23 protein-coding genes are annotated in these 24,179 nt (G+C 71.4%); 15 read left to right on the top strand and 8 right to left on the bottom strand.

Features of this window, described 5'->3' with window-relative positions; all coding sequences use genetic code 11:
• Window positions 1-19 precede the first annotated feature (19 nt).
• On the top strand, window positions 20-1,213 hold the full coding sequence (locus tag KV102_RS02750; RefSeq protein WP_308290207.1) for a 5-(carboxyamino)imidazole ribonucleotide synthase: 1,194 nt from the start codon (window positions 20-22) through the stop codon (window positions 1,211-1,213).
• On the top strand, window positions 1,206-1,718 hold the full coding sequence (purE, locus tag KV102_RS02745) for a 5-(carboxyamino)imidazole ribonucleotide mutase (RefSeq protein ID WP_220342576.1): 513 nt from the start codon (window positions 1,206-1,208) through the stop codon (window positions 1,716-1,718). Before KV102_RS02750 ends, purE begins: the two co-directional genes overlap by 8 nt.
• Here the strand turns inward: purE and KV102_RS02740 are convergent.
• A complete protein-coding gene (locus KV102_RS02740; protein ID WP_220345244.1) occupies window positions 1,712-2,353 on the bottom strand; it encodes a pyridoxamine 5'-phosphate oxidase family protein in 642 nt (213 codons plus the stop codon). The genes purE and KV102_RS02740 overlap by 7 nt on opposite strands.
• A 72-nt stretch (window positions 2,354-2,425) precedes the next feature.
• Between KV102_RS02740 and KV102_RS02735 the strand changes: the two genes are divergently transcribed.
• A complete protein-coding gene (locus KV102_RS02735) occupies window positions 2,426-3,580 on the top strand; it encodes an acyl-CoA dehydrogenase family protein (protein ID WP_220342522.1) in 1,155 nt (384 codons plus the stop codon).
• Window positions 3,581-3,659: 79 nt separating this feature from the next.
• On the opposite strand, the gene KV102_RS02730 is transcribed toward KV102_RS02735, so the two are convergent.
• A complete protein-coding gene (locus KV102_RS02730; protein ID WP_220341896.1) occupies window positions 3,660-4,292 on the bottom strand; it encodes a TetR/AcrR family transcriptional regulator in 633 nt (210 codons plus the stop codon).
• Window positions 4,293-4,511: 219 nt separating this feature from the next.
• On the opposite strand from KV102_RS02730, the gene KV102_RS02725 reads away from it, so the two are divergent.
• The 4 genes from KV102_RS02725 to KV102_RS02710 all read left to right on the top strand — a co-directional run bounded on the left by KV102_RS02725 (window position 4,512) and on the right by KV102_RS02710 (window position 7,779).
• Window positions 4,512-5,069: a hypothetical protein gene (locus tag KV102_RS02725; RefSeq protein ID WP_220341895.1), complete on the top strand. Its 558-nt coding sequence runs from the start codon at window positions 4,512-4,514 to the stop codon at window positions 5,067-5,069.
• A 1-nt stretch (window position 5,070) separates the two neighbouring features.
• Complete coding sequence (locus KV102_RS02720) at window positions 5,071-6,510, top strand: NAD(P)/FAD-dependent oxidoreductase (protein WP_220345243.1); 1,440 nt, start codon at window positions 5,071-5,073, stop codon at window positions 6,508-6,510.
• 98 nt (window positions 6,511-6,608) lie between these two features.
• Entirely contained in the window at window positions 6,609-7,400 is a 792-nt protein-coding gene (locus KV102_RS02715; RefSeq protein ID WP_220345242.1) for an alpha/beta fold hydrolase, read from the top strand.
• A 73-nt stretch (window positions 7,401-7,473) separates the two neighbouring features.
• Window positions 7,474-7,779 carry an EthD family reductase gene (locus KV102_RS02710; protein ID WP_220345241.1) on the top strand — a complete coding sequence of 102 codons (306 nt, stop codon included), beginning with the start codon at window positions 7,474-7,476 and terminating at the stop codon, window positions 7,777-7,779.
• Window positions 7,780-7,834: 55 nt separating this feature from the next.
• On the opposite strand, the gene KV102_RS02705 is transcribed toward KV102_RS02710, so the two are convergent.
• Entirely contained in the window at window positions 7,835-9,682 is a 1,848-nt protein-coding gene (locus KV102_RS02705; RefSeq protein ID WP_220341891.1) for a hypothetical protein, read from the bottom strand.
• Between the two features lie 76 nt (window positions 9,683-9,758).
• Window positions 9,759-10,967: an LCP family protein gene (locus KV102_RS02700; protein WP_220345240.1), complete on the bottom strand. Its 1,209-nt coding sequence runs from the start codon at window positions 10,965-10,967 to the stop codon at window positions 9,759-9,761.
• A gap of 138 nt (window positions 10,968-11,105) precedes the next feature.
• On the opposite strand from KV102_RS02700, the gene KV102_RS02695 reads away from it, so the two are divergent.
• Window positions 11,106-12,557 carry an LCP family protein gene (locus KV102_RS02695; protein ID WP_220345239.1) on the top strand — a complete coding sequence of 484 codons (1,452 nt, stop codon included), beginning with the start codon at window positions 11,106-11,108 and terminating at the stop codon, window positions 12,555-12,557.
• A gap of 38 nt (window positions 12,558-12,595) precedes the next feature.
• Here the strand turns inward: KV102_RS02695 and KV102_RS02690 are convergent, their stop codons facing one another.
• Genes KV102_RS02690 through cofD form a run of 3 tightly spaced genes read right to left on the bottom strand, consistent with a single transcriptional unit; the run spans window position 12,596 to window position 15,270 of the window.
• Complete coding sequence (locus KV102_RS02690) at window positions 12,596-13,303, bottom strand: TIGR03089 family protein (protein WP_220345238.1); 708 nt, start codon at window positions 13,301-13,303, stop codon at window positions 12,596-12,598.
• A gap of 9 nt (window positions 13,304-13,312) precedes the next feature.
• On the bottom strand, window positions 13,313-14,296 hold the full coding sequence (cofE, locus tag KV102_RS02685) for a coenzyme F420-0:L-glutamate ligase (RefSeq protein ID WP_220345237.1): 984 nt from the start codon (window positions 14,294-14,296) through the stop codon (window positions 13,313-13,315).
• Complete coding sequence (gene cofD / locus KV102_RS02680) at window positions 14,293-15,270, bottom strand: 2-phospho-L-lactate transferase (protein WP_220345236.1); 978 nt, start codon at window positions 15,268-15,270, stop codon at window positions 14,293-14,295. Before cofD ends, cofE begins: the two co-directional genes overlap by 4 nt.
• Window positions 15,271-15,401: 131 nt before the next feature.
• Between cofD and KV102_RS02675 the strand changes: the two genes are divergently transcribed.
• The 4 genes from KV102_RS02675 to KV102_RS02660 all read left to right on the top strand — a co-directional run bounded on the left by KV102_RS02675 (window position 15,402) and on the right by KV102_RS02660 (window position 21,673).
• The gene (locus tag KV102_RS02675) at window positions 15,402-16,742 is read left to right on the top strand and encodes a hypothetical protein (RefSeq protein ID WP_220345235.1); all 1,341 of its coding nucleotides are present in this window, start codon (window positions 15,402-15,404) and stop codon (window positions 16,740-16,742) included.
• A gap of 245 nt (window positions 16,743-16,987) precedes the next feature.
• Window positions 16,988-17,236 (top strand): WhiB family transcriptional regulator, encoded by a 249-nt coding sequence (locus KV102_RS02670; RefSeq protein WP_220341884.1) that lies wholly within the window; start codon window positions 16,988-16,990, stop codon window positions 17,234-17,236.
• Window positions 17,237-17,351: 115 nt separating this feature from the next.
• Window positions 17,352-20,162 (top strand): glycosyltransferase family 2 protein, encoded by a 2,811-nt coding sequence (locus KV102_RS02665; RefSeq protein WP_220341883.1) that lies wholly within the window; start codon window positions 17,352-17,354, stop codon window positions 20,160-20,162.
• Window positions 20,159-21,673, top strand: a complete 1,515-nt coding sequence (locus KV102_RS02660) for a DUF5719 family protein (RefSeq protein WP_220345234.1) — start codon at window positions 20,159-20,161, stop codon at window positions 21,671-21,673. The genes KV102_RS02665 and KV102_RS02660 overlap by 4 nt, the downstream gene beginning before the upstream one ends.
• 4 nt (window positions 21,674-21,677) lie before the next feature.
• On the opposite strand, the gene KV102_RS02655 is transcribed toward KV102_RS02660, so the two are convergent.
• Window positions 21,678-22,136 carry a metallopeptidase family protein gene (locus KV102_RS02655; RefSeq protein ID WP_220345233.1) on the bottom strand — a complete coding sequence of 153 codons (459 nt, stop codon included), beginning with the start codon at window positions 22,134-22,136 and terminating at the stop codon, window positions 21,678-21,680.
• A gap of 118 nt (window positions 22,137-22,254) precedes the next feature.
• On the opposite strand from KV102_RS02655, the gene KV102_RS02650 reads away from it, so the two are divergent.
• The 3 genes from KV102_RS02650 to KV102_RS02640 are packed head-to-tail and all read left to right on the top strand — an operon-like array spanning window position 22,255 to window position 24,163.
• Window positions 22,255-22,599, top strand: coding sequence for a DUF3499 domain-containing protein (locus KV102_RS02650; protein WP_220341880.1), 345 nt, complete (start codon window positions 22,255-22,257; stop codon window positions 22,597-22,599).
• Between the two features lie 2 nt (window positions 22,600-22,601).
• The gene (locus KV102_RS02645) at window positions 22,602-23,993 is read left to right on the top strand and encodes a phosphomannomutase/phosphoglucomutase (protein ID WP_220345232.1); all 1,392 of its coding nucleotides are present in this window, start codon (window positions 22,602-22,604) and stop codon (window positions 23,991-23,993) included.
• A complete protein-coding gene (locus tag KV102_RS02640) occupies window positions 23,990-24,163 on the top strand; it encodes a Trm112 family protein (RefSeq protein ID WP_220341878.1) in 174 nt (57 codons plus the stop codon). The genes KV102_RS02645 and KV102_RS02640 overlap by 4 nt, the downstream gene beginning before the upstream one ends.
• The last annotated feature ends 16 nt before the right edge of the window (window positions 24,164-24,179 follow it).

Genomic DNA, 24,179 nt, shown 5'->3' with positions numbered 1-24,179 from the left:
CGCCCGATAGCATGACCGCGTGCAGAGCCCGATCGACAGCCCCGCGCTCGCCATCGTCGGGGGCGGGCAGCTGGCTCGGATGATGGAGCAGGCCGCCGTCTCCCTCGCGGTGCCGGTCCATCTCCTCGCCGAAGGGCCGGATGTGAGCGCCGCCCAGGTGAACCCGGCGACGACCGTGGGCGACTTCCGCGACCTCGCCACGCTCCGAGGCGTGGCCGGGGGGTGCGCGGTCGTGACCTTCGACCACGAGCACGTGCCGCCCGAGCACCTCCGTGCCCTCGACGCGGAGGGTCACGCCTGTCGTCCAGGGCCGCACGCCCTTCTCTTCGCCCAGGACAAGCGCGAGATGCGGGAGCGGCTCACCGCACTCGGCGTGCCGTGTCCTCGCTGGGCGCCGGTCTCGGACGCCGCAGGGCTCGACCGCTTCGCCGCCGACGGTGACGGTTACCCGGTCGTCGTCAAGACCACGCGCGGCGGGTACGACGGCAAGGGCGTGTGGGTCGTCGAGGACGCAGGAGCGGCAGCCGAGGTGTTCGCGGCCGGTGTGCCCTTGATCGCCGAGGAGCTGGTCGACTTCCGTCGCGAGCTGTCGGCACTGGCCGCGCGGTCGCCCTCCGGCCAGGTCGCGACCTACCCGGTGGTGGAGTCGAAACAGGAGAACGGCATCTGCCGCGAGGTGATCGCGCCCGCCCCCGGTCTGGACCCCGAACGCGCTGCAGAGGCGGAGATGCTCGCGATGAGGGTGGCCGCTGAGCTCGACGTCGTCGGGATCCTCGCGGTCGAGCTCTTCGAGACCGCCGACGGCCGCATCCTCGTCAACGAGCTGGCGATGCGCCCACACAACACCGGCCACTGGACCATGGACGGCGCGGAGACCAGCCAGTTCGAGAACCACCTGCGCGCCGTGCTCGACCTGCCGCTGGGCTCGCCACGGGCGCGGGCCCGGTGGACGGTGATGGTGAACATCCTCGGCGGCGAGGTGGGGCACCTGTACGACGCCTACCCGCACGTGATGGCGCGCGACCCCGGGCTCAAGGTCCACCTGTACGGCAAGGACGTCAAGCCCGGGCGCAAGGTCGGCCACGTGAACGTCTACGGCGACGACCTGGATGATCTCCTTGCGCGGGCGAGGCACGCCGCAGCCTGGTTCGAGGGGCGGCTGGACGACGACGTGGACCCAGACGAGTGGGACAGGGGTAGCACCGGTGAGTGAGACACCACAGGTCGGGATCGTGATGGGGTCGGACTCCGACTGGCCGACGATGAAGGCGGCGGCAGAGGCGCTCGAGGAGTTCGGTGTCTCGTACGAGGCTGACGTCGTCTCGGCCCACCGCATGCCGGACGAGATGATCGCGTACGGCCGCGAGGCCCACGGCCGCGGCCTCCGGGTGATCGTGGCCGGTGCCGGAGGAGCGGCTCACCTGCCGGGCATGCTGGCGTCGGTGACGCCGTTGCCGGTGATCGGTGTGCCGGTCGCCCTGAAGTATCTCGACGGCATGGACTCGCTGCTGTCGATCGTCCAGATGCCCGCCGGCGTGCCGGTGGCGACCGTCGCCGTCGGCAACGCACGCAACGCCGGTCTCCTCGCCGTACGCATCCTCGCGGCGTCCGACCCCGCGCTCGCGGACGCGATGGTCGCCTTCCAGTCACGCCTCGCCGACGCCGCGCGGGCGAAGGGCGCAGCCGTCCGGGGTCAGCGGCCGGGCGCCGCTCAGTAGAGGTTCTTGGAGTACGCCTCGCCGTAGTAGGCCTCGAGTGCGCCCAGCGACTCCTCCGGACGCTCGAGGCGCTTGGCGATCTCGGCGCGGGTCGCGAGGACCTCGGGGTGCCAGGAGTCCTGGTTCCACAGGCGCGAGCGCAGGAACGCCTTGGCACAGTGGAAGAAGACCTCCTCGATCGAGACCTCCAGCGCCATGATCGGCCGGTGGCCCTTGACGGTCATCGCGTCGAAGTAGGGGGCGTCGGAGACGATCCGCGCCCGGCCGTTGACCCGTAGCGTGTCGCCGCGTCCGGGGACGATGAACAGCAGACCGACGTGCGGGTTCTCGAGCACGTTCAGGTAGCCGTCCACCCGCTTGTTGCCGGGGCGCTCGGGGATCGCGACCGTGGTGGCGTCGACGACGTGGCCGATGCCGGCCGGGTCTCCCTTCGGAGACACGTCGCACCGCCCGGAGGCGTCCGAGGTCGCGACGAGGCAGAACGGGGATGCCTCGAGCCAGGCGACGTGGTCGTCGACCAGCGTCGGCATGACCTTGTCCCGCACACGGGGGAGGGGTTCACCGACGAGCGCGCGAAGCTCCTCGAGGGAGGTGATCTCGGTGACGTGGGCAGCAGGCTCGGCAATCGCGGTCATGCGACCAGGTTAGGGCCCTGCTGGTCGCTGGTTAACACTCATTAGCATGGAGGGGTGACCAACGACCAGCCCATGTATGCCCTGTCCGAGGAGCACCAGGCGATCCGCGAGGCCGTCCGGGCCGTCTGCGACGCCAAGGTCGCCCCGTACGCCGCCGCCGTCGACGAGGAGGTGCGCTTTCCTCAGGAGGCCTACGACGCGTTGGTGGCGTCGGACTTCCACGCGCCCCACGTCGGCGAGGAGTACGGCGGCGCTGGGGCCGACGCCCTCGCGACCGTGCTCGTGATCGAAGAGGTGTCGCGCGCCTGCGTGTCGTCCTCGCTGATCCCCGCCGTCAACAAGCTCGGCAGTCTGCCGGTGATCCTGTCCGGCGGCGAGGAGCTCAAGAAGAAGTACCTCACGCCGCTGGCCGCTGGCACGTCGATGTTCTCCTACGCGCTGTCCGAGCCCGACGCGGGCAGCGACGCCGCGGGCATGAAGACCCGTGCCGTCCGTGACGGTGACCACTGGGTCCTCAACGGCGTCAAGCGTTGGATCACGAACGCCGGGGAGTCCGACTTCTACACGGTCATGGCGGTCACCGACCCGACGAAGCGCTCGAAGGGCATCAGCGCCTTCGTGGTCGAGAAGTCCGACGAGGGTGTCTCGTTCGGGGCGCCGGAGAAGAAGCTCGGCATCAAGGGCTCCCCGACCCGCGAGGTCTACCTCGACAACGTCCGCATCCCCGCCGACCGCATGATCGGCGCGGAGGGCACCGGCTTCGCCACGGCGATGCGCACCCTCGACCACACCCGCGTCACGATCGCGGCACAGGCCGTCGGCGTCGCCCAGGGCGCGCTCGACTACGCGCTGGGCTACGTCAAGGAGCGCCAGCAGTTCGGCAAGGCGATCGCCGAGTTCCAGGGGCTGCAGTTCATGATCGCCGACATGGGCATGAAGGTGGAGGCGGCCCGCCAGCTCACGTACGCTGCCGCCGGTCGCAGCGAGCGCGGCGACAAGGACCTCACGTTCTTCGGGGCTGCCGCCAAGGCGTTCGCCTCCGACACGGCGATGCAGGTCACGACCGACGCGGTGCAGCTGCTCGGTGGCTACGGATTCACGCGCGACTACCCGGTCGAGCGGATGATGCGCGACGCGAAGATCACGCAGATCTACGAGGGCACCAACCAGGTCCAGCGCATCGTGATGGCGCGTCAGCTCCTCGCCGGGATCCAGTCGCAGCTGTAGTCAACATCCGGGCATCCGCACATTCCATCCCCAAGGGCACTGCGCCCTTGGGGATGGTCTGTCTCGGCGAGCGGAACGGCTATGTCGTCAGCTCGGCCAGGCCGGCGCGCGCGAACTCGAGCACGCGGTCGACCAGGGAGGGCAGCTCTTCGCGGCTCGCTTCGTCGGCCACAAAGACCTGGCGTAGGACGCCCAGGCGCAGGCCGCCCACCAGCGTGTACGCGGTGAGGCGGGGTGCGAGCGCATCTGGCGACATGTCCAGCTCCTTCCCGAGTGCCTGGGCAATCACGTTCTCGAGCTCGGCGTAGAAGACCTGTGCCCGGCTGCTCAGATCCGCGTCCTCGGCGATCAGGGCAGCGCGCTTCGCGTGCAGGGAGAACATCTCGCCGGGCGATCGGCCCTGGTCCGTGTCGTCTTCGCCGAGGGCGTGCATCGTGTCGTGCATCCATACGCTAAAGGCGTCGAGCGTGTCGCCGGTGCGGTCGGCGAGGCGGGCAGCCAGCGACTCCGGTGCGAACGGATCCTCGTCGGCGAACAGCAGGTCCGCCTTGGTGGGAAAGTGCAGCGTGACCGTCCGCGTCGCGACGTCCGCGTGTTCGGCGATCGCCGCGATGGTGGTGTTCCTGTAGCCGTGCGCGGTGAACAGCTCCAGCGCCGAGGCCCGGATCCGATCTCGGGTCTGCTTCTTTTTCCTGTTGCGTCTGCCTTCCATGTGGACAAAAATAGCATCTAGCCAATTAATGCAGTCCATGCTACTTTTACGTAGAACCTATTCAGTGAGAGGGGTGGAGACGGGGGTCTCTCACGACGCGCCGCTCGGGGCGCCGCCGCGATCGGTCCTCAGGGTCGGCTCGTAGGGCACCGGTCTCGGCGCTCGAGGCACGGGCTGACTCGCACTCACCCGTCCGCGAGCTCTCCGAAAGGGGTCGTCATGACCACCGTCGCCTCACCCACTACCTCACAGTTCGAGCACGGCCTGCGTCGGCTGTACTACGCCAGGTTCGGGTTCGCCATCGTCTGGGCAGCTCTGCTGTTCCTCAGCAGCTCCGACCTCAACCCGGTCAGCGTCGTCCTGCTCGTCCTCTATCCCGCCTTCGATGTCGCCGCAGCCGTCGTCGACCTTCGCTCCTCCCATGCCGCGGAGCAAGCTCGTGGGCTGTACGTGAACATCGCGGTGAGCGCGCTCGCCGCCGTCGGCATCGCCCTCGCCTGCACGTCGGACGTGTCCACTGTCCTGCGCGTGTGGGGGGCCTGGGCCGTCGTGTCTGGGCTCGTGCAGCTCAGTGTCGGGATCGCGCGCCGCACCCTGGGGGGCCAGTGGCCGATGATCCTCAGCGGCGGCCTCTCGGTGCTCGTCGGCGTTGGGTTCATCCTCGCGGCCGGCGCCGATGACCCGTCCCTTGCCGGCCTGGCCGGCTACGCCGCTCTCGGCGGGGTCTTCTTCCTCATCTCAGCCCTGCGCCTCGGCCGCGTCGCGCAGGAGAGCTGACATGGACACCACGACATACGACGTCATCATCATCGGCGCCGGTCCGGTCGGCGAGAACGTTGCGGACCGCGTGACGCAGGGCGGTCTCAGCGCTGCCATCGTCGAGCGCGAGCTGGTCGGCGGTGAGTGCTCGTACTGGGCGTGCATCCCGACAAAGGCGCTGCTGCGCAGCGGGGCGGCGTTCCGGGCGGCTCGGGACGTGCCCGGAGCGCGGGAAGCGCTGACGGGCGGCCTGGACGTGGCGGCCGTGCTCGGCCGGCGCGACGCCTTCGCCGCGCACTGGAAGGACCAGAACCAGGTGTCCTGGCTCGACCAGGCGGGCATCTCGCTGTACCGCGGGCAGGGACGGATCAACTCCACCCGAACCGTCGAGGTGACCGGTGACGACGGTGCGACCACTGTGCTGACCGCACGCCACGCGGTCGTCATCGCCACCGGGAGCGGCGCACTGGTCCCTGACATCGCCGGTCTGCGCGAGGCCGAACCGTGGACCAACCGGGAGGCGGCCGCCGCTGCTGCGGTTCCCGACCGGCTGGCCATCCTCGGCGGCGGTGCGGTGGCAGCGGAGATGGCGACCGCGTTCGCCGGGCTAGGGGCGTCGGTGACGATGCTGGTCCGTGACGGCGTGCTGCCGCGCGCGGAACCGTTCGCCGGCGACCTGGTCGTCGAGTCGCTTCGGGACGCCGGCGTGACGGTACGGCTCGGCACGGAGGCCACATCCGTGACGCGCGAGGCCGACGGAACGGTGCGCATCAGTCTCACCGATGGTGAGCAGATCGAAGCCGACGAGCTCCTCGTCGCGACCGGCCGCGTACCGAATACTCAGGACGTCGGACTGGACGCCGTCGGTCTGACTCCGCGCGCGTGGCTCGAGGTCGACGACACCCTGCGCGTCCTCGCCGCCGACGGCGCACCGATCGGAGGCGGCTGGCTGTACGCCGCCGGTGACGTCAACCAGCGCGTGCTGCTGACCCACCAGGGCAAGTACCAGGCCCGAGCCGTGGGAGACGTCATCGTGGCACGCGCCAAGGGCGACCCGGTCCAGGACCGCCCGTGGGGCCGGCACGTGGCAACGGCCGATCAACGTGCGGTGCCTCAGGTGGTCTTCACCGAACCGGAGATCGCGTCGGTGGGATTGACCGCGGCCGCCGCCGCGGCGACCGGGATGCGGATCCGGGTCATCGACCAGGACTTGGGCGCCGTCACCGGCTCCGCCCTGCACGCCGACGGATACCGCGGCCAGGCGCGCATGGTCGTCGACGAGGAGCGACAGGTCATCGTCGGCTTCACGCTCGCCGGGCCCGACGTCGCGGAGCTGCTGCACGCGGCGACGATCGCGGTCGTCGGCGAGGTTCCCCTGGACCGGCTCTGGCACGCGGTTCCGGCCTTCCCCACGATCAGCGAGGTGTGGCTCCGGCTGCTCGAAGCCTACGGCCGCTGAATGTCCGGGCGACTGAACGCCCGGCGAGTGAACGTCCCCGCCGCGACCGCGGCGGGTGAAGGAGACAGCACGACCCCATCAGGAAGGAAACCTCTGTCATGCGTATTCACACCCTCAAGGGAGCCCTCATCGGCACCGCCGCGGCCGCCCTGCTCGCCGCTTCCATACCGGCGACGGCGACCGGCGCCACACCCGCGGGCGGGAAGCACCCCACGTCGCCCAAGCCGACGATCGTGCTCGTCCACGGCGCGTGGGCGGACTCCTCCAGCTGGAATCCGGTCATCAAGCGGCTGCGAAAGGACGGCTATCCGGTCCGGGCCATCGCCAACCCGCTGCAGGGCCTCACGAGTGACACCGCCTACCTCAGCAGCTACCTGACCGCGATCGAGGGACCCAAGGTGCTCGTGGGCCACTCCTACGGTGGCGCCGTCATCACCAACGCCGCCACCTCGGTGCCCGACGTCAAGTCCCTGGTGTACATCGCCGCCTTCATCCCCGCCAAGGGAGAGACCCTCGCCGAGCTCACCGAAGGCTCCGGGCTCCCGCTGACCTACACGCCGGTCCCCGGTGGTGTGGACGTCGCCATCGACCCGGCCGAGTTCCGTGAGGTGTTCGCCGGCGATCTCGACAAGACGACCGCCGCCGACCTCGCCATCACCCAGCGGCCCGCCAACTCCGCGACCGTCACCGACGCCAGCGTCGTGGAGGGCTACCGCACCATCCCCTCCTGGGCCCTCCTCACCCGCCGTGACCACGCCATCGACCCCGCCCTCCAGCGCATGATGGTCGGCCGCGCTGGCGCCCACGTCACCGAGGTCGACGCCTCCCACGCGGTCATGCTCAGCCGCCCCGGCGTCGTGACCGACGTCATCGAGCGAGCCGCGAGGTGAGCCCCGCGTCCGTCAGCGGCACGTCGCTCGACGTGACGAGCCCGATCCATCCCATCGAAGAAAGAAGGACACCATGACCGCCAAGCTCACCATGATCTACGCCAACCCGGTCGACGAAGAGGAGTTCGAGCGCCGCTACAAGGCGCACAAGGAGCTCGTGTCACAGGTCCCGGATCTCCTGCGCGCGGAGTACGGCAAGGTCTTCCCCAAGGAGGACGGCACCCCGCGGCCGCGGTGGCGCACTGCCGACCTGTACTTCGCCGACTACGACACGGCCGTCGCTGCCTTCGAGCACGACAACGGAATGGCTGTGGGGCGCGACGCCTTCGACCTCGCCACCGGCGGTGTCGAGTTCCTGCTCTCTGACATCGAAGACTGAACCCACCGCCCAGACGGGTGGGCACGGGTCTCGGCCCGTGCCCACCTGCCTCAGCTCACGACCTGAGGTCGTACTTGCGGTAGGTGACCACGAACTGGTCCAACCGGACGGGCTTCTTGCCCTTCCAGATGACCTTGAGCCGCAGGCGCCCGTCGGCGCCGACCTCCCGCTCAGCGGCATCGAAGGCGAGGTGGCGTCGCGTGCTGGGGAGATGGCGGAAGGGGAGGGTCCGCCCTCGTGGCGTGACGACGGCGATCCTGATGTCGTTCTGCGTGCCCCAGGTGCCTCGCAGACGCACACGAGCGGCGAACCAGAGATCACGGTTGCGGTCGCCAGGGATCCGCAACGAGTGCAGGGTCGTCACGCGTCCCAGTCCCCGCCCTCCCGCCTTCCGCACGAATCGCACGTTGCCATGCCTGGCGCGCTTGACGCGGGCGTTCCGCTTCACCAGGGTGCGCTTCAACGTGGAGCGCGCGGAGGCTCTCACCGTCGTCTTGATGAGCTTTGGCGGGGTGGCGCGGACCGTGAACGGAGCCGAAACCGGCCCATACACGTACTCGCATCCGGTGTGGGTGCAGTTCCGCGTTCTCACGAGCTCGAGCCGGTAGCGTCCACTGGGCGCCACGGTCGCCACGCCGTCCTTCCAGTAGCGACCGTTCCACTCCAACGCACCCGCGATACCCAGGAGCGGCGTGCTGCCGCCCAGGGGTTTGCCGTTGCTCGCGAGGATCCTGTAGCGGATGTCGCCGTACCTCGCCTCGATGGGGTCGAGCGCAGGGCTGAACCTCATCACGGTCGGCACCCCGGAGCCAGGGCCGACGCCAGCGAACGGGTAGAAGAAGGGCGTCGTCGGCGTCAAGCTCGTGATCTTCGCGGCGTTGCTCACGAACAGCGGCACGCTCTTGCGGGCGGACTTCGTGAAGTCGGTGGCCGTCGCGGTGACCTCGACCTCGAACCGGTACTCACCGGCCGGCAGAGGACGACCCAGACGTGCCTTCGGGTCGATCAGGACGCGCAAATTGGTCCCCGCCCAGTTTCCGCCGAATTGCCCCGCCCGGATCTCGTCGGCGGTGAACTCGTACGGGCCGGCAACCGTGGCACCGGCAGTCGAGATGATCCGCCAGCGGGCAGTGAGCGGAGTACGGGAGTCCAGGCTCACGTGGCTGGTCGCGGTCTCCCACAGGCCGTCGCCGTTCTGGCTCAGCAGCATCGGCCCCGGACTCGACAGGGTGATGTCCGGTTCCTTGCGAACCCTGAGGGAGAGGCCCGCTCCCTCGCACACCGCCGCATTGAGCGGACTGCACTGCTGCAGCGAGACGTAGACGTCGACACTCGATGTGCTCGGGATGTCGACATCGATCACGTCGCCGTCACGGACCTGCCTGCTCCTGACGCCGCCGTCGACCGTCGCCGGGAACCCCCCGAGACCTGTGACCCGCAGCGAGACCCGCTTGATGACCGACGGGTCGATCACCGACGGCAACGGCTTGGTCGGTGTGAGCGTCGGCCGCAGTCCCAGCACCGGGACGGCCTCGCTGGCGGTGGTGCACGACTCCAGGCTCGCATCGGAGCACGCCCGCACCCAGGCGACGAACCGTGGGGGGAGCCCGGCCGTCGGCAGGGTGCCGCGGAAGATGCCGTCCGCGCCGGCAGCCACCGGCGTGCGCCGGACGATCCACGACGAGCTTGCCGACGTCGCCAGCTCGAAGACCACGTACGGCGACTCCGACGTCGCGGCGAGCTCGGCCGTCCCGCCGACCTCCGTCTCCGCAGCCGGGGACGTCAGAACCGGCGGCGCTGAGCCGGACACCGCCGTCTCCGCCGCCCCTGCAGGAACCTGCCCCGCTCCGGACGCCACCAGCACGGCAGCAGCAACCAACCCCACGACAACACGACGCGCCACAGCGGTTTCCGATCAGTTCGAGGCATCGCTGCCCACGCCGAAGAATGGCGCTGAACCTAGCAGAGACCGGACGGGGTCAGCGCGCGGGTAGACCATCCTTGGTACAAACGGCCTTGGTGATCTTGTCGGTCTCGCCGGCCTTGATGTAGCCGAACAGCTCGAGCGCCCGCTTCTTGTCCCACCGGACCGAGGCGTCGGCGATCGGGACCGTGCAGTTGTGACCCGAGCCGCCCATCGCCGCCGACAGGCTCCACGCGAACCGGCCCAACGAGATCGGGCCGACGTTGTCGCCGATCCGCAGCGAGTCGGTCGCTGCCGTCACGACGCCGGCGTACCGGAACGGGTTCAAGAACGTCGACGGCGACTTCACCGCGCCCGCGATCGCTCCGAGCACCTCGCGCTGGGACTGGACCCGCTGGAGGTCCTGCGTCGCGTACGAGTGGCGCGAGCGGGCGTACCCGAGGGCCTGCGCGCCGTCGACCTCCTGGCAGCCCTTCTTGAGCTTGAGGCCGGCGTCCTTGTCCTTGATCCCCTGCTTCGGGCAGATCTCGACGCCACCGACGGCGTCGACCATGTTGACGAAGCCGCCGAAACCGATCTCGACGTAGTCGTCGATACGGACGCCGGTGGACTGCTCCAGAGTCTCGACGAGCAGCTTGGGCCCGCCGTACGCGTACGCCGCGTTGATCTTGGTACGGCCGTGGCCGGGGATCGGGACGATGGAGTCGCGCGGGATGGAGACGAGCGTCGTCGGTCCGCCACCGACGTGCATCATCATGATCGTGTCGGTACGCCTTCCTTCGGCGTTGCCGGTCGCGAGCTTCTTGCGCTGGGCCTTGGTCAGCCCTTCACGGCTGTCCGAGCCGACGAGCAGGTAGGTCGTGCCCGGCTGGTCGGCGGGACGCTCACCACCCGGCGTGGCGTCGACCTTCTCGATCTTTCCCCACGCCCACACGGGCACCGCGATCAGGAAGATCAGCCATGCCACCAGGAGCAGGGGGATGATCCGGCGCGGCCGGAGCCACCGGCGGCCCGCGCCTCCGCCTCCGCCCGAGCGGCGCGGCGTGGCGGCCGGCCGGCGCTCGTCGGGGAACTGCATCGGGGGCAGGTCCGACGGCCGCTGCTGCGGCTGGCCGGGGTGCGGCTGCTGGTGCGGAGGACCGTACGGCGGGCCACCGTACGGTTGCGACGACGGGCCTCCGACGACCCGCGTGGCGTCGTCGCCAGGGCCGTAGAGCCAGTCGAAGTCGTCGCCGTCACCGCGGCGCGGATCTCGATCGGGCATGCGGTCGAAGGTACCGGACAGGTCGTTCGACCCGCCGACGTGTCGGCGCGTCGCCCCGGGACGCCACCCTCCGGTGGTGATACTGGCGTGGCGTCCACTCGGGGCCGGCGCAGCACGACAGCGACGTCATGGGGGTACATGTCCGACTACGCAGATGCCTACGGGCGGACGCAGGCCGAGGAGCAATCGGCCCGCATCCGCTTCCGTCGCGCACTCTCGTTGATGCTCATGACGCTGGTCGCTCCGGGCTCGGCCCAGGTCGTCGCCGGCCATCGCAGGATCGGGCTGCTCGCGCTGCGGGTCTGGGGAGCGGTCTGGGGTGTCGTGGTGATCGCGGTGCTGCTGGGGCTGCTCGACCGCGGGATCATCATCTGGCTGCTCACCTCGTCGGGGATCCTCTGGCTGCTGCGGTTCGGCCTGATCATCCTCGCGCTCGCGTGGGTGGCGCTCTTCGCCGACGCCTGGCGACTCGGGTCACCGCTGCGGCTGGAGCGTCGCCAGAGGCTCGCGCTGAGCGGAGTCAGCGGCGTGCTGTGCTTCGTGACCGCCGGCGCGCTGTTCGTCGCCTCCAACCTGATGGCCGTCCAGCAGGACTTCATCACCACGGTCTTCGGTTCGTCGGCGGTCAGCGGGACCGACGCGGGGCGCTACAACGTGCTGCTCCTCGGTGCGGACTCCGGCAAGGGCCGTGACGGACTCCGCCCGGACTCTCTCACCATCGCGAGCATCGACTCCGAGACCGGTGACACCGTCCTGGTGGGCCTTCCGCGCAACCTGGCCAACGTGCCGTTCCCCGAGAGCTTCCCGATGCATGACGAGTTCCCGGACGGCTTCGACTGCGAGGGCTGCTACCTCAACAGCGTGAACACCTGGGCCGACGGCCACCCCGAGACATTCGGCGGCAAGGGGCACGAGGGCATCGCCGCCACGGAGGCGGCGATCGAGGAGATCACGGGGCTCGAGATCAGCTATCACGTGCTGGTCAACATGAAGGGCTTCGCCTCCCTCGTCGACGCCGTCGGTGGGGTGAAGGTCCGGGTCCGCGAGCGCACCGCCATCGGCGGCATCGGCTCGCCGATCACCGGCTGGATACGCAAGGGCAGGCAGGTCCTCGACGGCAAGCAGGCGCTCTGGTACGCCCGCAGCCGCGTGCAGAACTCCGACTACTCACGGATGGCACGGCAGAAGTGCCTGATGAACGCGATGCTCCAGCAGCTCGACCCCAACACGGTGCTGCTCAAGGCGACGGGCATCGCCGAGTCGAGCAAGCGGATGCTCAGCACCGACATCCCCGCCGGTGAGCTCGACACCTTCGTCGACCTCGCGCTCAAGGCGCGGGGTGCGAAGATCTCGACGGTCTCTCTGGTGCCGCCCCAGGTCGACACGGGTGATCCGGACTTCGGCAAGATCCGGAAGATGGTGTCGAAGGCGGTGAAGCGCTCCGAGGACGGGGCCGGCGAGTCCGGCGGCGGCTCCGCCACCAAGGCCGGGTCGTCCGGTCGCCCAGCGGTGACGAAGACCGGGGGCGACCCTGCTGCCGAGCGAGCGGCCCGGGCGAACCAGGCCGAGGACCTGGCGGACGCCTGCTGACGATCACGCGTCGGTCGGCCCGGTGGCCTGCGTGCCTGTCAGCCGACGGTGACCCGCTCGGTCTCGGCGATCGCCGCGATGCGGTCGGCGTCGGACTCCGGCGAGCGCGAGCGAACGAGCACCAGGGAGCCCTTGGCGTGAAGGGCCCCGAGGATCGCGGGCATCAACGCCGCGGTGTCGCGGTCTCCCACCAGCAGCACGCGGGCGCCGTCGGGGTAGCGGTCGGCGGAGTCGGCGACCAGGTCGGCGTGCGTGACGATGCCGTCGGCGTCGCGAACCGCGACGGAGGAGCTGCGCGGCGGGTAGTACGCAGTGAACCGGTCGCCGTGCCCGCCCACGTCAGCGTTGTAGTCGATCACCCCTGGCGGCAGTGGTGACGTGAAACGGCCCCCGAGAGGACGCAGCGACAGCGCGACGATGTCGTCGGCGTCGCCGGCCACCTCGAGCGTCTCCGGGTCGACGACCACGACGGGGTGACTGGGCTCGAGGCTGACCGCAGACCCGACCACCCAGACCGCGAGCAGCCACACGACGGTCTCCCAGTGGATCGGGAGGAGCACCCCGACGGTGCTCTCGTCGTCGGCACCCAGGGTGTCCTGCAGCATGTTCGCCGTCTTGGCCACCCAGTTCATCGTGGTCGTCAGGCTCAGCTCGGTGCGCTCACCGGTCTCGAGGTCGTAGAACGTCACCACGGGCCGTGACGGATCGGCTCGAGCGGCACTCGTGAGGAGGTCGGCGATGGTCACGCAGCCACCTTAACGGCCCGCGGTGAGCGTGGTCCTCACCTCGACCTCGACCTCCAGACGGTACGCGGCGGCACCGATGCGCAGGCGCTCGGCGACACGTCCGGCCTCGACCATGGCGGCCGCGCCGCCACCGAGGGGCGTCACGTGGAAGGTGCCCTCGGCGTGCGTGACGGCGACAAGGTCCTCGTCGGGGGCCGCGAGCTCGTGGACGCGGTCGGCCGCGCCGTCGCCGGCGGGGGAGAAGCCCGCGGGCCGACTCTCGGTCAGCACCGCCTCGACCGCGTCACGGGCGCCCAGGCCGAAAAGGTCCTCGTCCTCGGGGCGAAGGAGGTCGCGCGCCCCGGTGCCGGCCGTCGTCCAGTGGTCCCCGACCCAGTGACGCGGGAGGCCGCGGACGACCACGAACGGGGTGTTGCTCGTCTTCCCGGCGACCAGCTCCGCCGCGCCGGCGATCTCGTCGGCGACCGCGGGCTCGGTCACGTGCAGGGCGTTGCCGTAGGAGTCCTGCGTACCCGACAGCGAGTTCATCACCTTCAGACCCGCGCTCCCGATCGCGATGTCGGTCTGCCCGCGCCGCCAGGCCCGGCCCGCGGTGTCGGAGAGCACCAGGCCGATCTCCACCCCTGCCCGCCGCCGGAGCGCCCGCCAGAGGTCGTACGCCGTCGCGTCGGGGTCGTCCGGCAGTGTCAGGACCGTGCCCGGCGTGGTGTTGCTGGCGTCGACGCCGGCCGCGGCCATCGTGAGGCCCGCGCGGTTGCGCACGATGCGGGTCGGACCGCGGCGCGCGACCACGCGGACGGTCTCGCGATCGATCACGGTCTCGCGGTCCCCGGTCGTCACGAGGCCGAGTGCCTTGCTGACGACCTTGCTCGTCACCACGACGACGTCACCGTCGCGGAGCGGCTCGTCGAGACGGCCGAGGAGGAGGTCGACGAGGTCGTCGCCCGGCCGCACCTCGCGCACGCCGGTGACCGGCCACAGCGTGAGGCTCATCGGGCGACGCCGACCTCACGTGCGAGAGCGAGCGCGTCGGCGGCGAGCGTGCGGGTGGTCTCGGCGTCGGACATGTAGAGCGGCACCGCGCGGGCGACGAGGCCTGCCTCCTCGAGCGGGCCGAGCTGGTCGGCGTCACCGGTGTCGACGAGCCAGCCGTCGAGCACGCCACCGGTCTTACGGGCGCCGTAGCGGACCCCCACGGCGCCGGCGCTCACACCGACGCCGAGCGCGGTGAGCAGCTGGTCGGCCATGCCTCGCACCGCACCGCCGGCGATGATGGGGGAGATGCCGATCACGGGGGCAAGGGTGGTCCGGAGCGCGTCCGAGACACCGGCCACGGCGAGGATCGGCCCCACCGACACGACGGGGTTCGACGGCGGGACGAGGACCACGTCGGCGTCCATGACCGCCTCGATCACACCGGGGGCGGGCTTGGCCTCCTCGATGCCGATCATGACGACGTCGTGGGCGGGTACGGCGGCTCGGAGGCGCACCCAGTACTCCTGGAAGTGGATCGCGCGGCGCTGACCCTCGTTCTCGACGACGACGTGGGTCTCCACCCGGTCGTCGGTCATGGGGAGCAGCGTGACACCGGGTTGCCACCGCACGCAGAGCGCGCGGGTGACGTCGCTGAGCGGGTAGCCCGCCTGCAGCATCTGCGTACGCACGAGGTGGGTGGCGACGTCACGGTCGCCGAGCCCGAACCAGGTGGGTTGCGCGCCGTACGCGGCGAGCTCCTCCTTGACGCTCCAGGTCTCGTCGGACCGGCCCCAGCGGCGCTCCTCGTCGATCCCGCCGCCGAGGGTGTACATCAGCGTGTCGAGGTCGGGGCAGACCTTCAGTCCGAAGAGCCACAGGTCGTCGGCGGTGTTGCCGACGACGGTGACCTCGGCCTCGTCGCCTACCTCGTCGAGCAGGCCGCGGACGAACGCGGCGCCGCCGATACCTCCGGACAGAACGGTGATCATCATGCGGACATTCTCCCTGTCCGGTCCTGATCCGACGCACTCCCGGCCGGACGAATGGACTGTCTCGTGCGTAGGGTAGGTCCGTTCGTTGGGCCAGGGCACGACCCTGCGCCCGATCCAGGAGATGGGGATCTGTGTTCGACTCACTACGCAAGTACCGCGACATCTTCTCGTACGCGTTGCTGGGGATCGTTGCCGCGACGTTGCTGGCGCACTTCATCGCGCTGCTCGACGACCGCGGCTGGGGTTCCTGGGCGAACGCCGCCCTCAACCCGGGCCTCGTGCTGGTCACCGCCCTCGCCGTCGCGATCGCCGCACCGCGCAAGGACGACCTGAGCTCGGGAGCGCGCACGATCACGATCGCCGCGATCGCGGTGCTCGGGGTGAGCATCGCGCTCGGCCTGTGGGGGCTCATCAAGGCGCTCAGCGAGGACCTCTACCCCAACAAGGCGTCCTTCACGATCCTCGTGCTGGCGACACTGGCGCTCAACGGCCTCGTGATCTTCGCTGCCGTCACCCTTCTCCGCGAGCTGCCTGCTCCGGCGCGCGCGCCGAAGCACCAGCAGGCGTGGGGCGGCCAGCAGCAGGGGCCGTGGGGGCAGCCGCAGGGCGGCCAGCAGGGCTGGCCCGCGCAGCAGCAGCCGCAGCCTCGGCAGTGGGCCGACCAGGGTGGCTGGCCGCAGCAGGGCCTCCCGCAGCAGCAGAGCCCGCAGGCGCCTCAGCCGCAGCAGCAGAGCTGGCAGGGGTACGGAGCGGGCGCGGCAGGTGCCGCCGCCGGCTACGGTGCGGCCGAGGCCGCGCAGCACTCGCCCTCGTGGGGCACCCCCTCGTACCAGGCGCCCGAGGCGCCCGCCCCCGAGGAGCCGGCCGAGCAGTCCACGGCGGTGTGGACCCCGCCGGCTGAGGAGCCCTCGACCGATCTACGGTCGCAGAGCCCGGGCCAGGAGCAGCCGGCCTCGGCGTGGGGGGCGCAGCCGCCCGAGCAGCAGCCGAACGCCGACTGGGGAAGCAGCGCACCGGACGCCGGATGGGGGCGTGACTCGCAGTGGTCGCCGCCCGAGCAGCCGATCCCGAGCACGTGGGCACAGCCGGCGACCGAGCAGCCGACGTGGCAGCCGCCCAGCGAGTACGGATCGACCTGGCCGCAGCCGCCGCAGCCGCCGCAGCCGCCGCAGCCCGAGCAGCAGTCCTATACGCCGCCTGAGCAGCCTGCCCAGCCGACGTGGCAGGGCGAGGGTGGCGGATGGGGCAGCTCGTCCCCCTCGACGGGTTGGTCCGCTCCCACGACTGAGCCCGAGGGCGATCAGCCGGTCGCACGCCTCGGAAACGCCACGTTCGATGCTGTTCCCGAGACGGACGCCACGTACGAGGCAGGGACGTCGACTGGCGAGTCGTCGGACAAGCCGACCGACGGCGAGGACGGTGGCGACGAGCCTCGTTCCTCGTCCTGGTGGACGCCCGGAAGCGGCTCCTGATCCATCTCGGAGCTTGACGAAGGCCCGTACCACGGATGGTGCGGGCCTTCGCATTAGCACTACTCGGCTTGACGGATGGGTATTGACAGGCTTGTAATTTCACTAGTGTCGTCCTCTTGGACGGCTCAGGTGCACGATCGGGACTCTCACGAGCCACGATCACGGTCCACGAGGGGTCGAGGACTGGCGCCGGGGCCGGGGGCGGTACGGACCACGGGGACTATCAGGGGCAGGAGGCGAGACTGATGGAGGACATCTTCCATGCAGACGCCGAGGAGATGGGCTGGCAGGATCGCGCCCTGTGTGCGCAGACCGATCCAGAGGCGTTCTTCCCGGAGAAGGGCGGCTCGACACGCGAGGCGAAGCGGGTCTGCCTGACCTGCGACGTGCGTGGCGAGTGCCTCGAGTACGCGCTGCAGAACGACGAACGGTTCGGGATCTGGGGCGGACTCTCCGAGCGCGAGCGTCGCAAGCTCAAGAAGCACGCGATCTAAGTCGCCGCGGGGCCGGTCCACGACCGGCCCGCGGGCGACGCCCGGCGAGCGCCGTCGCGCCAGGGCTGGACCGGCCCGGTGAGCGCTCTGGCGTCATGGCTAGACTCGCCCACCTATGATCGAAGGCGTCGAAGAGGGCTTGGTTCCCTCCCGTGACTGGACCGCCTCGCCCCCCAGCGTCACCGCCGTCATCGTGTGCCGCAACGGCGCGCGGTGGCTCCCTCAGGTTCTCGACTCGCTGGCGTCCCTGTCCCACCTCCCGACCGCGGTCGTCGCGGTCGACGTGGCCTCCACGGACGAGACGCGCGAGATTCTCGCCCGTTACCTGCACCCCGCATCGATCAGGACCGCCCCGGCCGGCACCGGCTTCGGTGACGCCGTCCGTGTCGCCCTCGACGGCGCCCAGCCGACCGAGTGGGTGTGGCTGCTCCACGACGACTCGTCGCCCGGCCCGGATGCTCTCGCCCACCTGCTCGACCAGGCGACCCAGTCCGAGCGCATCGGCATCGTCGGGCCGAAGCTCCGCGAGTGGCCGTCGCTCAAGCGCCTGCTCGAGGTCGGTGTGTCGATCACCGGCACCGGGTCACGCGAGACCGGACTCGAGCGCGGTGAGCCGGACCAGGGCCAGCACGACCGCCCACGCGACGTCCTCGCGGTCAGCACGGCCGGCATGCTCGTCCGCCGCCGCGTCCTCGACGACCTCGGCGGGTTCGACCCGAAGCTCCCCCTCTACTTCGACGACGTCGACCTCGGCTGGCGTGCCGCGCGGCGCGGCTACCGCGTCCGCGTGGTCCCGAAGTCGGTCTTCTTCCATGTGGAGGCGAGCGCGACCGGCGTGCGCCGAGGCTCTCTCTCCCGGCGCCCACGGCGCGATGCGAGACGGGCGGCGACCTACACGTTGCTGGCCAACGCCAGCCGAGCCGGTTTCTGGTGGCAGTCGGTGCGGCTGCTCCTCGGCACCTTCTTGCGGGCGCTCGCGCTCCTCGTCGCCAAGGCTCCGCGCGAGGCCGTCGACGAGATCCTCGGAGTCCTGACGGTCTACACGCGTCCGACCACGATGATCTCGGCGCGCCGCCGGCGCAACGCCGCCGCGCGGGTCGACGAGAAGACCGTGCGCGAGACGCTGCTGCCGCCACCGCTGATGCCGTACCGCCACGGTCTCGACGCCGTGGGCGAGCTGGTCAACACGCTGGTCGGGCCCGCGCCCGAGATGACGGGGCGTCGCGCAGCGGTCGAGGCCCGCCCGGAGGACGAGGACGACGCGCTGCCCGTCAGCGGGTCCTTCCTGTCGCGCCACCCGTGGGCCGCAACGGTCCTGCTCCTCCTCCTCGTCTCGCTGGTCGCGGCACGGTCGGTGATCGGCCCTGGACTGCTGGCCGGCGGCGCGCTGCTGCCCGCACCGGACGGCACCGGCGACTGGTGGTCGTTCTTCGTCTCCGGCTCCCACGACGTCAGCATCGGCAGCGACGTGCCGGCTCCGGGCTACCTGGTCCCCCTCGCCCTCCTCGGCACCCTGCTCGGAGGCAACGCCGACCTCGCGGTCTCGATCGTCGTCCTCGCCGGCGCGGTCCTCGCCGCGCTCACCGCGCACCGCCTCGCCCGGAGGCTGTTCGTCTCACCGGGCGTGCGGTTGTGGTGGGGAGTGACGTACGGCGTGCTCGTCGCGACGTCCGGCGCGGTCGCCCAGGGCCGCATCGGGACGGTGGTCGCCCTGGCCGCCGTGCCGGCGATCGTGAACTCGGCCTACCTGCTGATGACCCGCCCCAAGGTCACCGACGGGCTCCGGCTCGGCCTGTGGCTCACGCTGGCGACCGCCTTCGCGCCGCTGGCCTACCTGCTGACCGCCGTGCCGCTGCTGCTCGCCGGTGCGCTGCTCCTGCGTCGCCGTGGGTGGCCGAGCATCAGCACCGCGCTCGTCCTGCCGTGGCTCCTGCTCGGCTCGTGGATGTGGCGACGAGCCCTCGACCCCGGCGCCTGGTGGTGGGAGGCGGGACGGGCCGACGCCCACGTGGGTCCGCTCGACCCTCCGACGTGGCAGCTCGCGCTCGGGCACGCCGGCGGTCCCGGCGCCGCAACCTACGCAACGGGCGCGCTGGTCGTCCTCGGCCTCCTCGCCCTTCTTCGTAGCGAGCGTCGCGGTCCCGTCCTCGTCGCGTGGGCCGCGGGCCTGTGGGGGCTGGCGTGGGCGAGCCTGGGGGCCGGGTCGCGCTTCACCGACGGCATCTCGACCGGCCCGGCCTGGGTCGGTGTCCCCGCGACGCTGTGGGTCGCCGCCCTCGCCGCCGCAGCGGGCATGGCGGCCGACGGGCTGAGCGACCGCTGGTCCGGCCGGCCGTTGCGCCGGCGGGTCCTCGCGGTCGGCACCGCGCTCGCGATCGCCGGACCGCTCCTCGCGACCGGGTGGTGGGTGGTACGCGGCGTCGACGACCCCCTCGAACGCGGTGCGGTCGACCAGGTCCCCGCGTATCTGGCGTCCCGGGCGAAGGACGGCGCCTCCACGCTCGTCCTGAGCGGGTCGCGCGAGGAAGGCGTGACCCAGCAGGTCTACTCCGGCGACGGGATGCGGCTCGGTGACGAGGCGGTGCTGCCGGGACCGGAGGCCTTCGGTCCCCTCGACGCCGACGTGCGACAGCTCTTGTCCAACCCGTCGACCGGTGTGCTCGAGCGGCTCGGCGCGTACGGCATCGAGGCGATCTACGTCCCCGCGCCGGCCGATCCCGACCTCGTCGACGCACTCGAGGTCGCACCAGGGCTCGAGCCCTCCGGAGGGCCCGAGGGCTCACGGGTCTGGACCTTCACGACGACGGGGGAGCCGCGGGCCCTCCCGGACTCCGCCACCCGTCCGCTGATCGCGTGGGTCCAGCTGGGTCTTCTCGTCGTCGTCGTCATCGCGGCGGCGCCCGGACGAACGAGGGAGGTGCGATGAGCCCGCGGAAGTCCAAGCGCAAGGCCGGCGGCCGCCGCGTCAAGGACCAGGTCGTCGAGACCACCTCGGCGGCACTCGCCCTCGGTGCACAGTCGGGACGGCTGGTGATCGGGGCGATCGTCGTCGCGGCGCTGCTGCTGGTCGTCGGGGAGATCCGTACCGCGTCGTCGGGGGAGTCCCCCGAGCCGCCGTCGGAGCAGCGTGTCAGCGCGCTCACGTACGGGTGCCCGGCCTTCCTCCAGTCCCGTACCGCCTCGCCGACCACCGTCGCGGTCGCCTCCCTCCCGGGTGAGAAGCGCGACGGTGGATCACGCACGGTCGTGCGGCTCCCCGGGGACGACCCTGTCGCCGGCCTCGCCGATGCGCCGCGCGGGACGTGGGCGACGGCGTCGGCCGGACGTGGGACCCGCGCCGTTCTTGTCGACGCCGCGGGCGCCCAGGCGCCCGGCACCGTCGCGTACTCGGCCTCCAGGGCGTCGCTCGCCGACGGCGGGGGTCTCGCGGTGGCGGCCTGTCCGCGCCCGGCGCCCGAGCGCTGGTTCGTCGGTGCCGGGAGCACGCCTCAGCGCAGCACCGCGCTCGTGCTGACGAACACGTCGAGCTCGCGGGGCGTCGTGGACCTGACCCTGTACGGCGACGGTGGACCGATCGAGGGGGTCGGCACCCGCGGGATCGTGGTCGACGCCGGCAGCGCTCGGGTGCTCCGGCTCACCCAGCTCACCTCGGACGACTCCGAGCTCGCCGTCCGCGCGGTCGTCCGCCGGGGAGCGGTGGCCGTCGGCGCGGTCGATATCGCGGCGGGTGCTTCTCCGGGCAGCGAGTTCCTTCCCGGATCGGCGCTTCCCGCGACCGACCAGACCGTGGCCGGAGTGCCCGCGCAGCGTGGCTCGCGGACGCTGCTCATCGCCAACCCCTCGGACCGGACGGCCACCGTGGGCCTCTCGATCGCGACGAACGACGGCGTCTTCACCCCCTCGGGCCTGGAGTCCGTCGACGCCGCTCCCCAGTCGGTGACCTCGGTGACGCTTCCCGCCGACATCAGCCCTCGGGCGTACGCGGTGCGACTCGCCTCGGACGTTCCCGTCACCGCGTCGGTCCGCACCCGCTCCGGGCGGGACCACGCCTACTCCGTCGCCGCGGTGCCGTGGCAGGGGACCGCGGCGATGCCCGTCCAGATCGGCTCGTCGTTGCGACCCGGCGGCTCCGCGCTCGTGGTGAGCGCCGACGGCGACCGTCCTGCGGCGCTGACGGTGACCGCTCACGCGGAGGACGGCTCCGAGCTCGGCACGGCCGACGTCAAGGCGCCGGCAGGGACGACGACGTCGCTCGACCCGTTCGGCTCCGGCGGCGTCGGTGTCGCCGCCGGCAAGGTGTCGTACCTGACGATCGAGACGACGAGCGGCTCGGTGCGGGCGGCCGCCTCGTACACCGGCGGCGGGCTCGCCGTCACGCCGTTGAATGCCGCGCCGGTCCGTGAGGCGGCTCCTGTCGTGCGGGCCGGGGCGCCCTGACCGGTCAGGCGCGCGGGTCGACCTCGTCGGGGTCGACCTGCCAGAACGCCGCGAGCTGGTCGACGAGCACGCTCAGCACCAGGTCGTCGAGCTCTGCTCGCGACGACGTCCGGTGCTGGACGGGCTGACGGAAGAGGACGACGCGCGGCCGCCCGCGGTCGGCGACGACCGTTCCGAGCGGCACCTCCTCGCGCCACCGCCGTGGCAGCACCGGGACGTCCTCGACCGCGACGTCGACCTGCTCGAGCGCCGACGAGTGCCGGGTCCGCAGGCGGGCGATCGCTCCGAGGACGGCGGTGTCGAACTGTGCCCGGCGGTCCCACGCACCTGGGACACCCTCGGGCGAGAGCGGGCCGGGCAGCGCCACCGGTCCGCGGAACCCCCGGCCGCGGCGGTCCCGCCGGCTCCCGCCGCGGGGCTCCACCAGCGGAGGGACCCGCGGATGCGAACGAGCGCTCCTCATCCCTCCTTCTATCCCGCGGGCCGACGGTGCGCAAGGACGCCGTCGGTGCGGTGCCGGACAGTCGTCGCGGCGGTGCGCCGCGTCCTGGACGGCGGATGCGGCACGCTACCCTCGCGGGGTGAGCCCCCTGCGTCGATGCACCCGCCCCGCGTGCGTGCGACCCGCCGTGGCGACGCTGACGTACGTGTACGCCGACAAGACCGCCGTGCTGGGTCCGTTGGCCGTCTACGCCGAGCCGCACAGCTACGACCTGTGCGAGAACCACGCCGAGCGCCTGTCGGCGCCCAAGGGCTGGGAGGTTCTCAGGCTCGAGATCGACCTCGCCGTCCAGGCGCCCTCACCGGACGACCTCGAGGCGCTCGCCGACGCCGTGCGCGAGGCGGCCCAGGCGCCGCCGCCGGTCGCCGGCCCCACCGAAACGACACGACGCGGGCACCTCCGCGTCCTGGGACCACAGGACTGATGATGACCCCTGACACTCTTGCCGCGCGCCTCTCTGTCCTCGTGAAGTCGTACGACGTGCGCGGCGCGTCTCCGGAGGTGCTCGACGCCGACGTGGCGAGGGCGCTCGGCGCTGCCTTCGCCGTCGAGACCGGCGCCGCCCCCAGGGACGACGGGGCTGCAGGCTCGGTCGTCATCGGCCACGACATGCGCGTCACCTCGCCCGAGCTGGCAGACGCCCTCGCCGAAGGCGTCACGAGCACCGGTGCCGACGTGGTCGCGATCGGGCTCGCGTCCACCGACATGCTCTACTACGCGTCCGGGGCGTGGGAGCTGCCGGGGATCATGGTCACCGCCAGCCACAACCCGAGCGGCGACAACGGGCTCAAGCTCTGCCGCGCCGGCGCTCGGCCGATCGGTCGCGACACCGGCCTGTCCGCCATCGCCGAGCGCGCCGTCAAGGGCGTCGACCCCGTCGTGGCGCGGGGTTCGGTGGTGGCGCGCGATGCCCTGACCGCCTACGCGCTGCGGGTCACCGAGCTGGTCTCGGTGCCCGCCGGGCCGCGGCCGCTCAAGGTCGTCGTCGACGCCGCCAACGGGATGGGCGGACTTATCGTCCCCGCCGTCTTCGCGCGCCTCGACGTCGAGCTCCACGGCCTCTACATGGACCTGGACGGCACCTTCCCCAACCACCCCGCCGACCCGCTCGACCCGGCCAACCTGGTCGACCTCCAGCGGGCGGTGCGCGAGCAGGGTGCCGATGTGGGTCTGGCCTTCGACGGCGATGCCGACCGCTGCTTCGTCGTCGACGAGCGCGGCGAGCTGGTGTCCCCGTCGGCGGTGACCGCGTTGATCGCCGCCCGCGAGCTCGCGACTCACCCCGGCGAGACGGTCCTCCACAACGTCATCACCTCGCGAGCGGTGCGGGAGGTGATCCTCGAGAGCGGCGGCACCCCTGTCCGTACCCCGGTGGGTCACTCCTTGATCAAGGCGGAGATGGCGCGCACCGGCGCCGTCTTCGGCGGCGAGCACTCCGGGCACTACTACTTCCGCGACTTCTCCCTCGCCGACTCCGGCATGCTCGCCGCGCTGCACGTGATGGCGGCGATGAACGCTGCCGGGTGCCCGTTGTCCGACGTCGTCGCGCAGTACGAGCGCTACCCGTCCTCGGGAGAGATCAACAATCGCGTCGCCGATGCCGCGGCCGTGACGGCCCGCGTGGCGGCGGCGTACGCCGAGTACGACCAGGACCGCCTCGACGGCCTCACCGTCACCGCGGACACCTGGTGGTTCAACCTCCGCAGCTCGCAGACCGAGCCGCTGCTGCGGCTCAACGTCGAGGCCGACGACGAGGCGACGCTGGCCCGCGTCCGTGACAACGTCCTCACGCTCATCCACCAGGAGGAGACCCCATGAACCTCGACCCCGCGCTGCTCGACATCCTCGTCTGCCCCCAGTGCCGCGCCACGCTCGCCGTGGACGTGGACCGCGACGAGCTGGTCTGCCACCTGTGCCGGCTCGCCTATCCGGTCCGCGACGACATCCCGGTGATGCTCGTCGGCGAGGCCCGCAGCCTGGCCGACTGACACAGGCATCGGACGA

Source organism: Mumia sp. zg.B53 (genome assembly GCF_019550935.1).
In the GTDB taxonomy this organism is placed as follows: domain Bacteria; phylum Actinomycetota; class Actinomycetes; order Propionibacteriales; family Nocardioidaceae; genus Mumia.
Note: the sequence above shows the minus strand (reverse complement) of the source record. Positions and strands in the feature narration are given on the sequence as shown.

Excerpts from the sequence above, each read along its gene's own strand:
- KV102_RS02720 (WP_220345243.1), top strand. The coding sequence starts at position 5,071 with ATGGACACCACGACATACGACGTCATCATCATCGGCGCCGGTCCGGTC.
- KV102_RS02670 (WP_220341884.1), top strand. The coding sequence starts at position 16,988 with ATGGAGGACATCTTCCATGCAGACGCCGAGGAGATGGGCTGGCAGGAT.
- KV102_RS02640 (WP_220341878.1), top strand. The coding sequence starts at position 23,990 with ATGAACCTCGACCCCGCGCTGCTCGACATCCTCGTCTGCCCCCAGTGC.
- KV102_RS02700 (WP_220345240.1), bottom strand. The coding sequence starts at position 10,967 with ATGCCCGATCGAGATCCGCGCCGCGGTGACGGCGACGACTTCGACTGG.
- KV102_RS02735 (WP_220342522.1), top strand. The coding sequence starts at position 2,426 with ATGTATGCCCTGTCCGAGGAGCACCAGGCGATCCGCGAGGCCGTCCGG.
- KV102_RS02710 (WP_220345241.1), top strand. The coding sequence starts at position 7,474 with ATGACCGCCAAGCTCACCATGATCTACGCCAACCCGGTCGACGAAGAG.
- KV102_RS02740 (WP_220345244.1), bottom strand. The coding sequence starts at position 2,353 with ATGACCGCGATTGCCGAGCCTGCTGCCCACGTCACCGAGATCACCTCC.
- KV102_RS02725 (WP_220341895.1), top strand. The coding sequence starts at position 4,512 with ATGACCACCGTCGCCTCACCCACTACCTCACAGTTCGAGCACGGCCTG.
- cofE (WP_220345237.1), bottom strand. The coding sequence starts at position 14,296 with ATGAGCCTCACGCTGTGGCCGGTCACCGGCGTGCGCGAGGTGCGGCCG.
- KV102_RS02695 (WP_220345239.1), top strand. The coding sequence starts at position 11,106 with ATGTCCGACTACGCAGATGCCTACGGGCGGACGCAGGCCGAGGAGCAA.
- KV102_RS02715 (WP_220345242.1), top strand. The coding sequence starts at position 6,609 with ATGCGTATTCACACCCTCAAGGGAGCCCTCATCGGCACCGCCGCGGCC.
- cofD (WP_220345236.1), bottom strand. The coding sequence starts at position 15,270 with ATGATGATCACCGTTCTGTCCGGAGGTATCGGCGGCGCCGCGTTCGTC.
- KV102_RS02655 (WP_220345233.1), bottom strand. The coding sequence starts at position 22,136 with ATGAGGAGCGCTCGTTCGCATCCGCGGGTCCCTCCGCTGGTGGAGCCC.
- KV102_RS02730 (WP_220341896.1), bottom strand. The coding sequence starts at position 4,292 with ATGGAAGGCAGACGCAACAGGAAAAAGAAGCAGACCCGAGATCGGATC.
- KV102_RS02645 (WP_220345232.1), top strand. The coding sequence starts at position 22,602 with ATGACCCCTGACACTCTTGCCGCGCGCCTCTCTGTCCTCGTGAAGTCG.
- KV102_RS02665 (WP_220341883.1), top strand. The coding sequence starts at position 17,352 with ATGATCGAAGGCGTCGAAGAGGGCTTGGTTCCCTCCCGTGACTGGACC.
- KV102_RS02660 (WP_220345234.1), top strand. The coding sequence starts at position 20,159 with ATGAGCCCGCGGAAGTCCAAGCGCAAGGCCGGCGGCCGCCGCGTCAAG.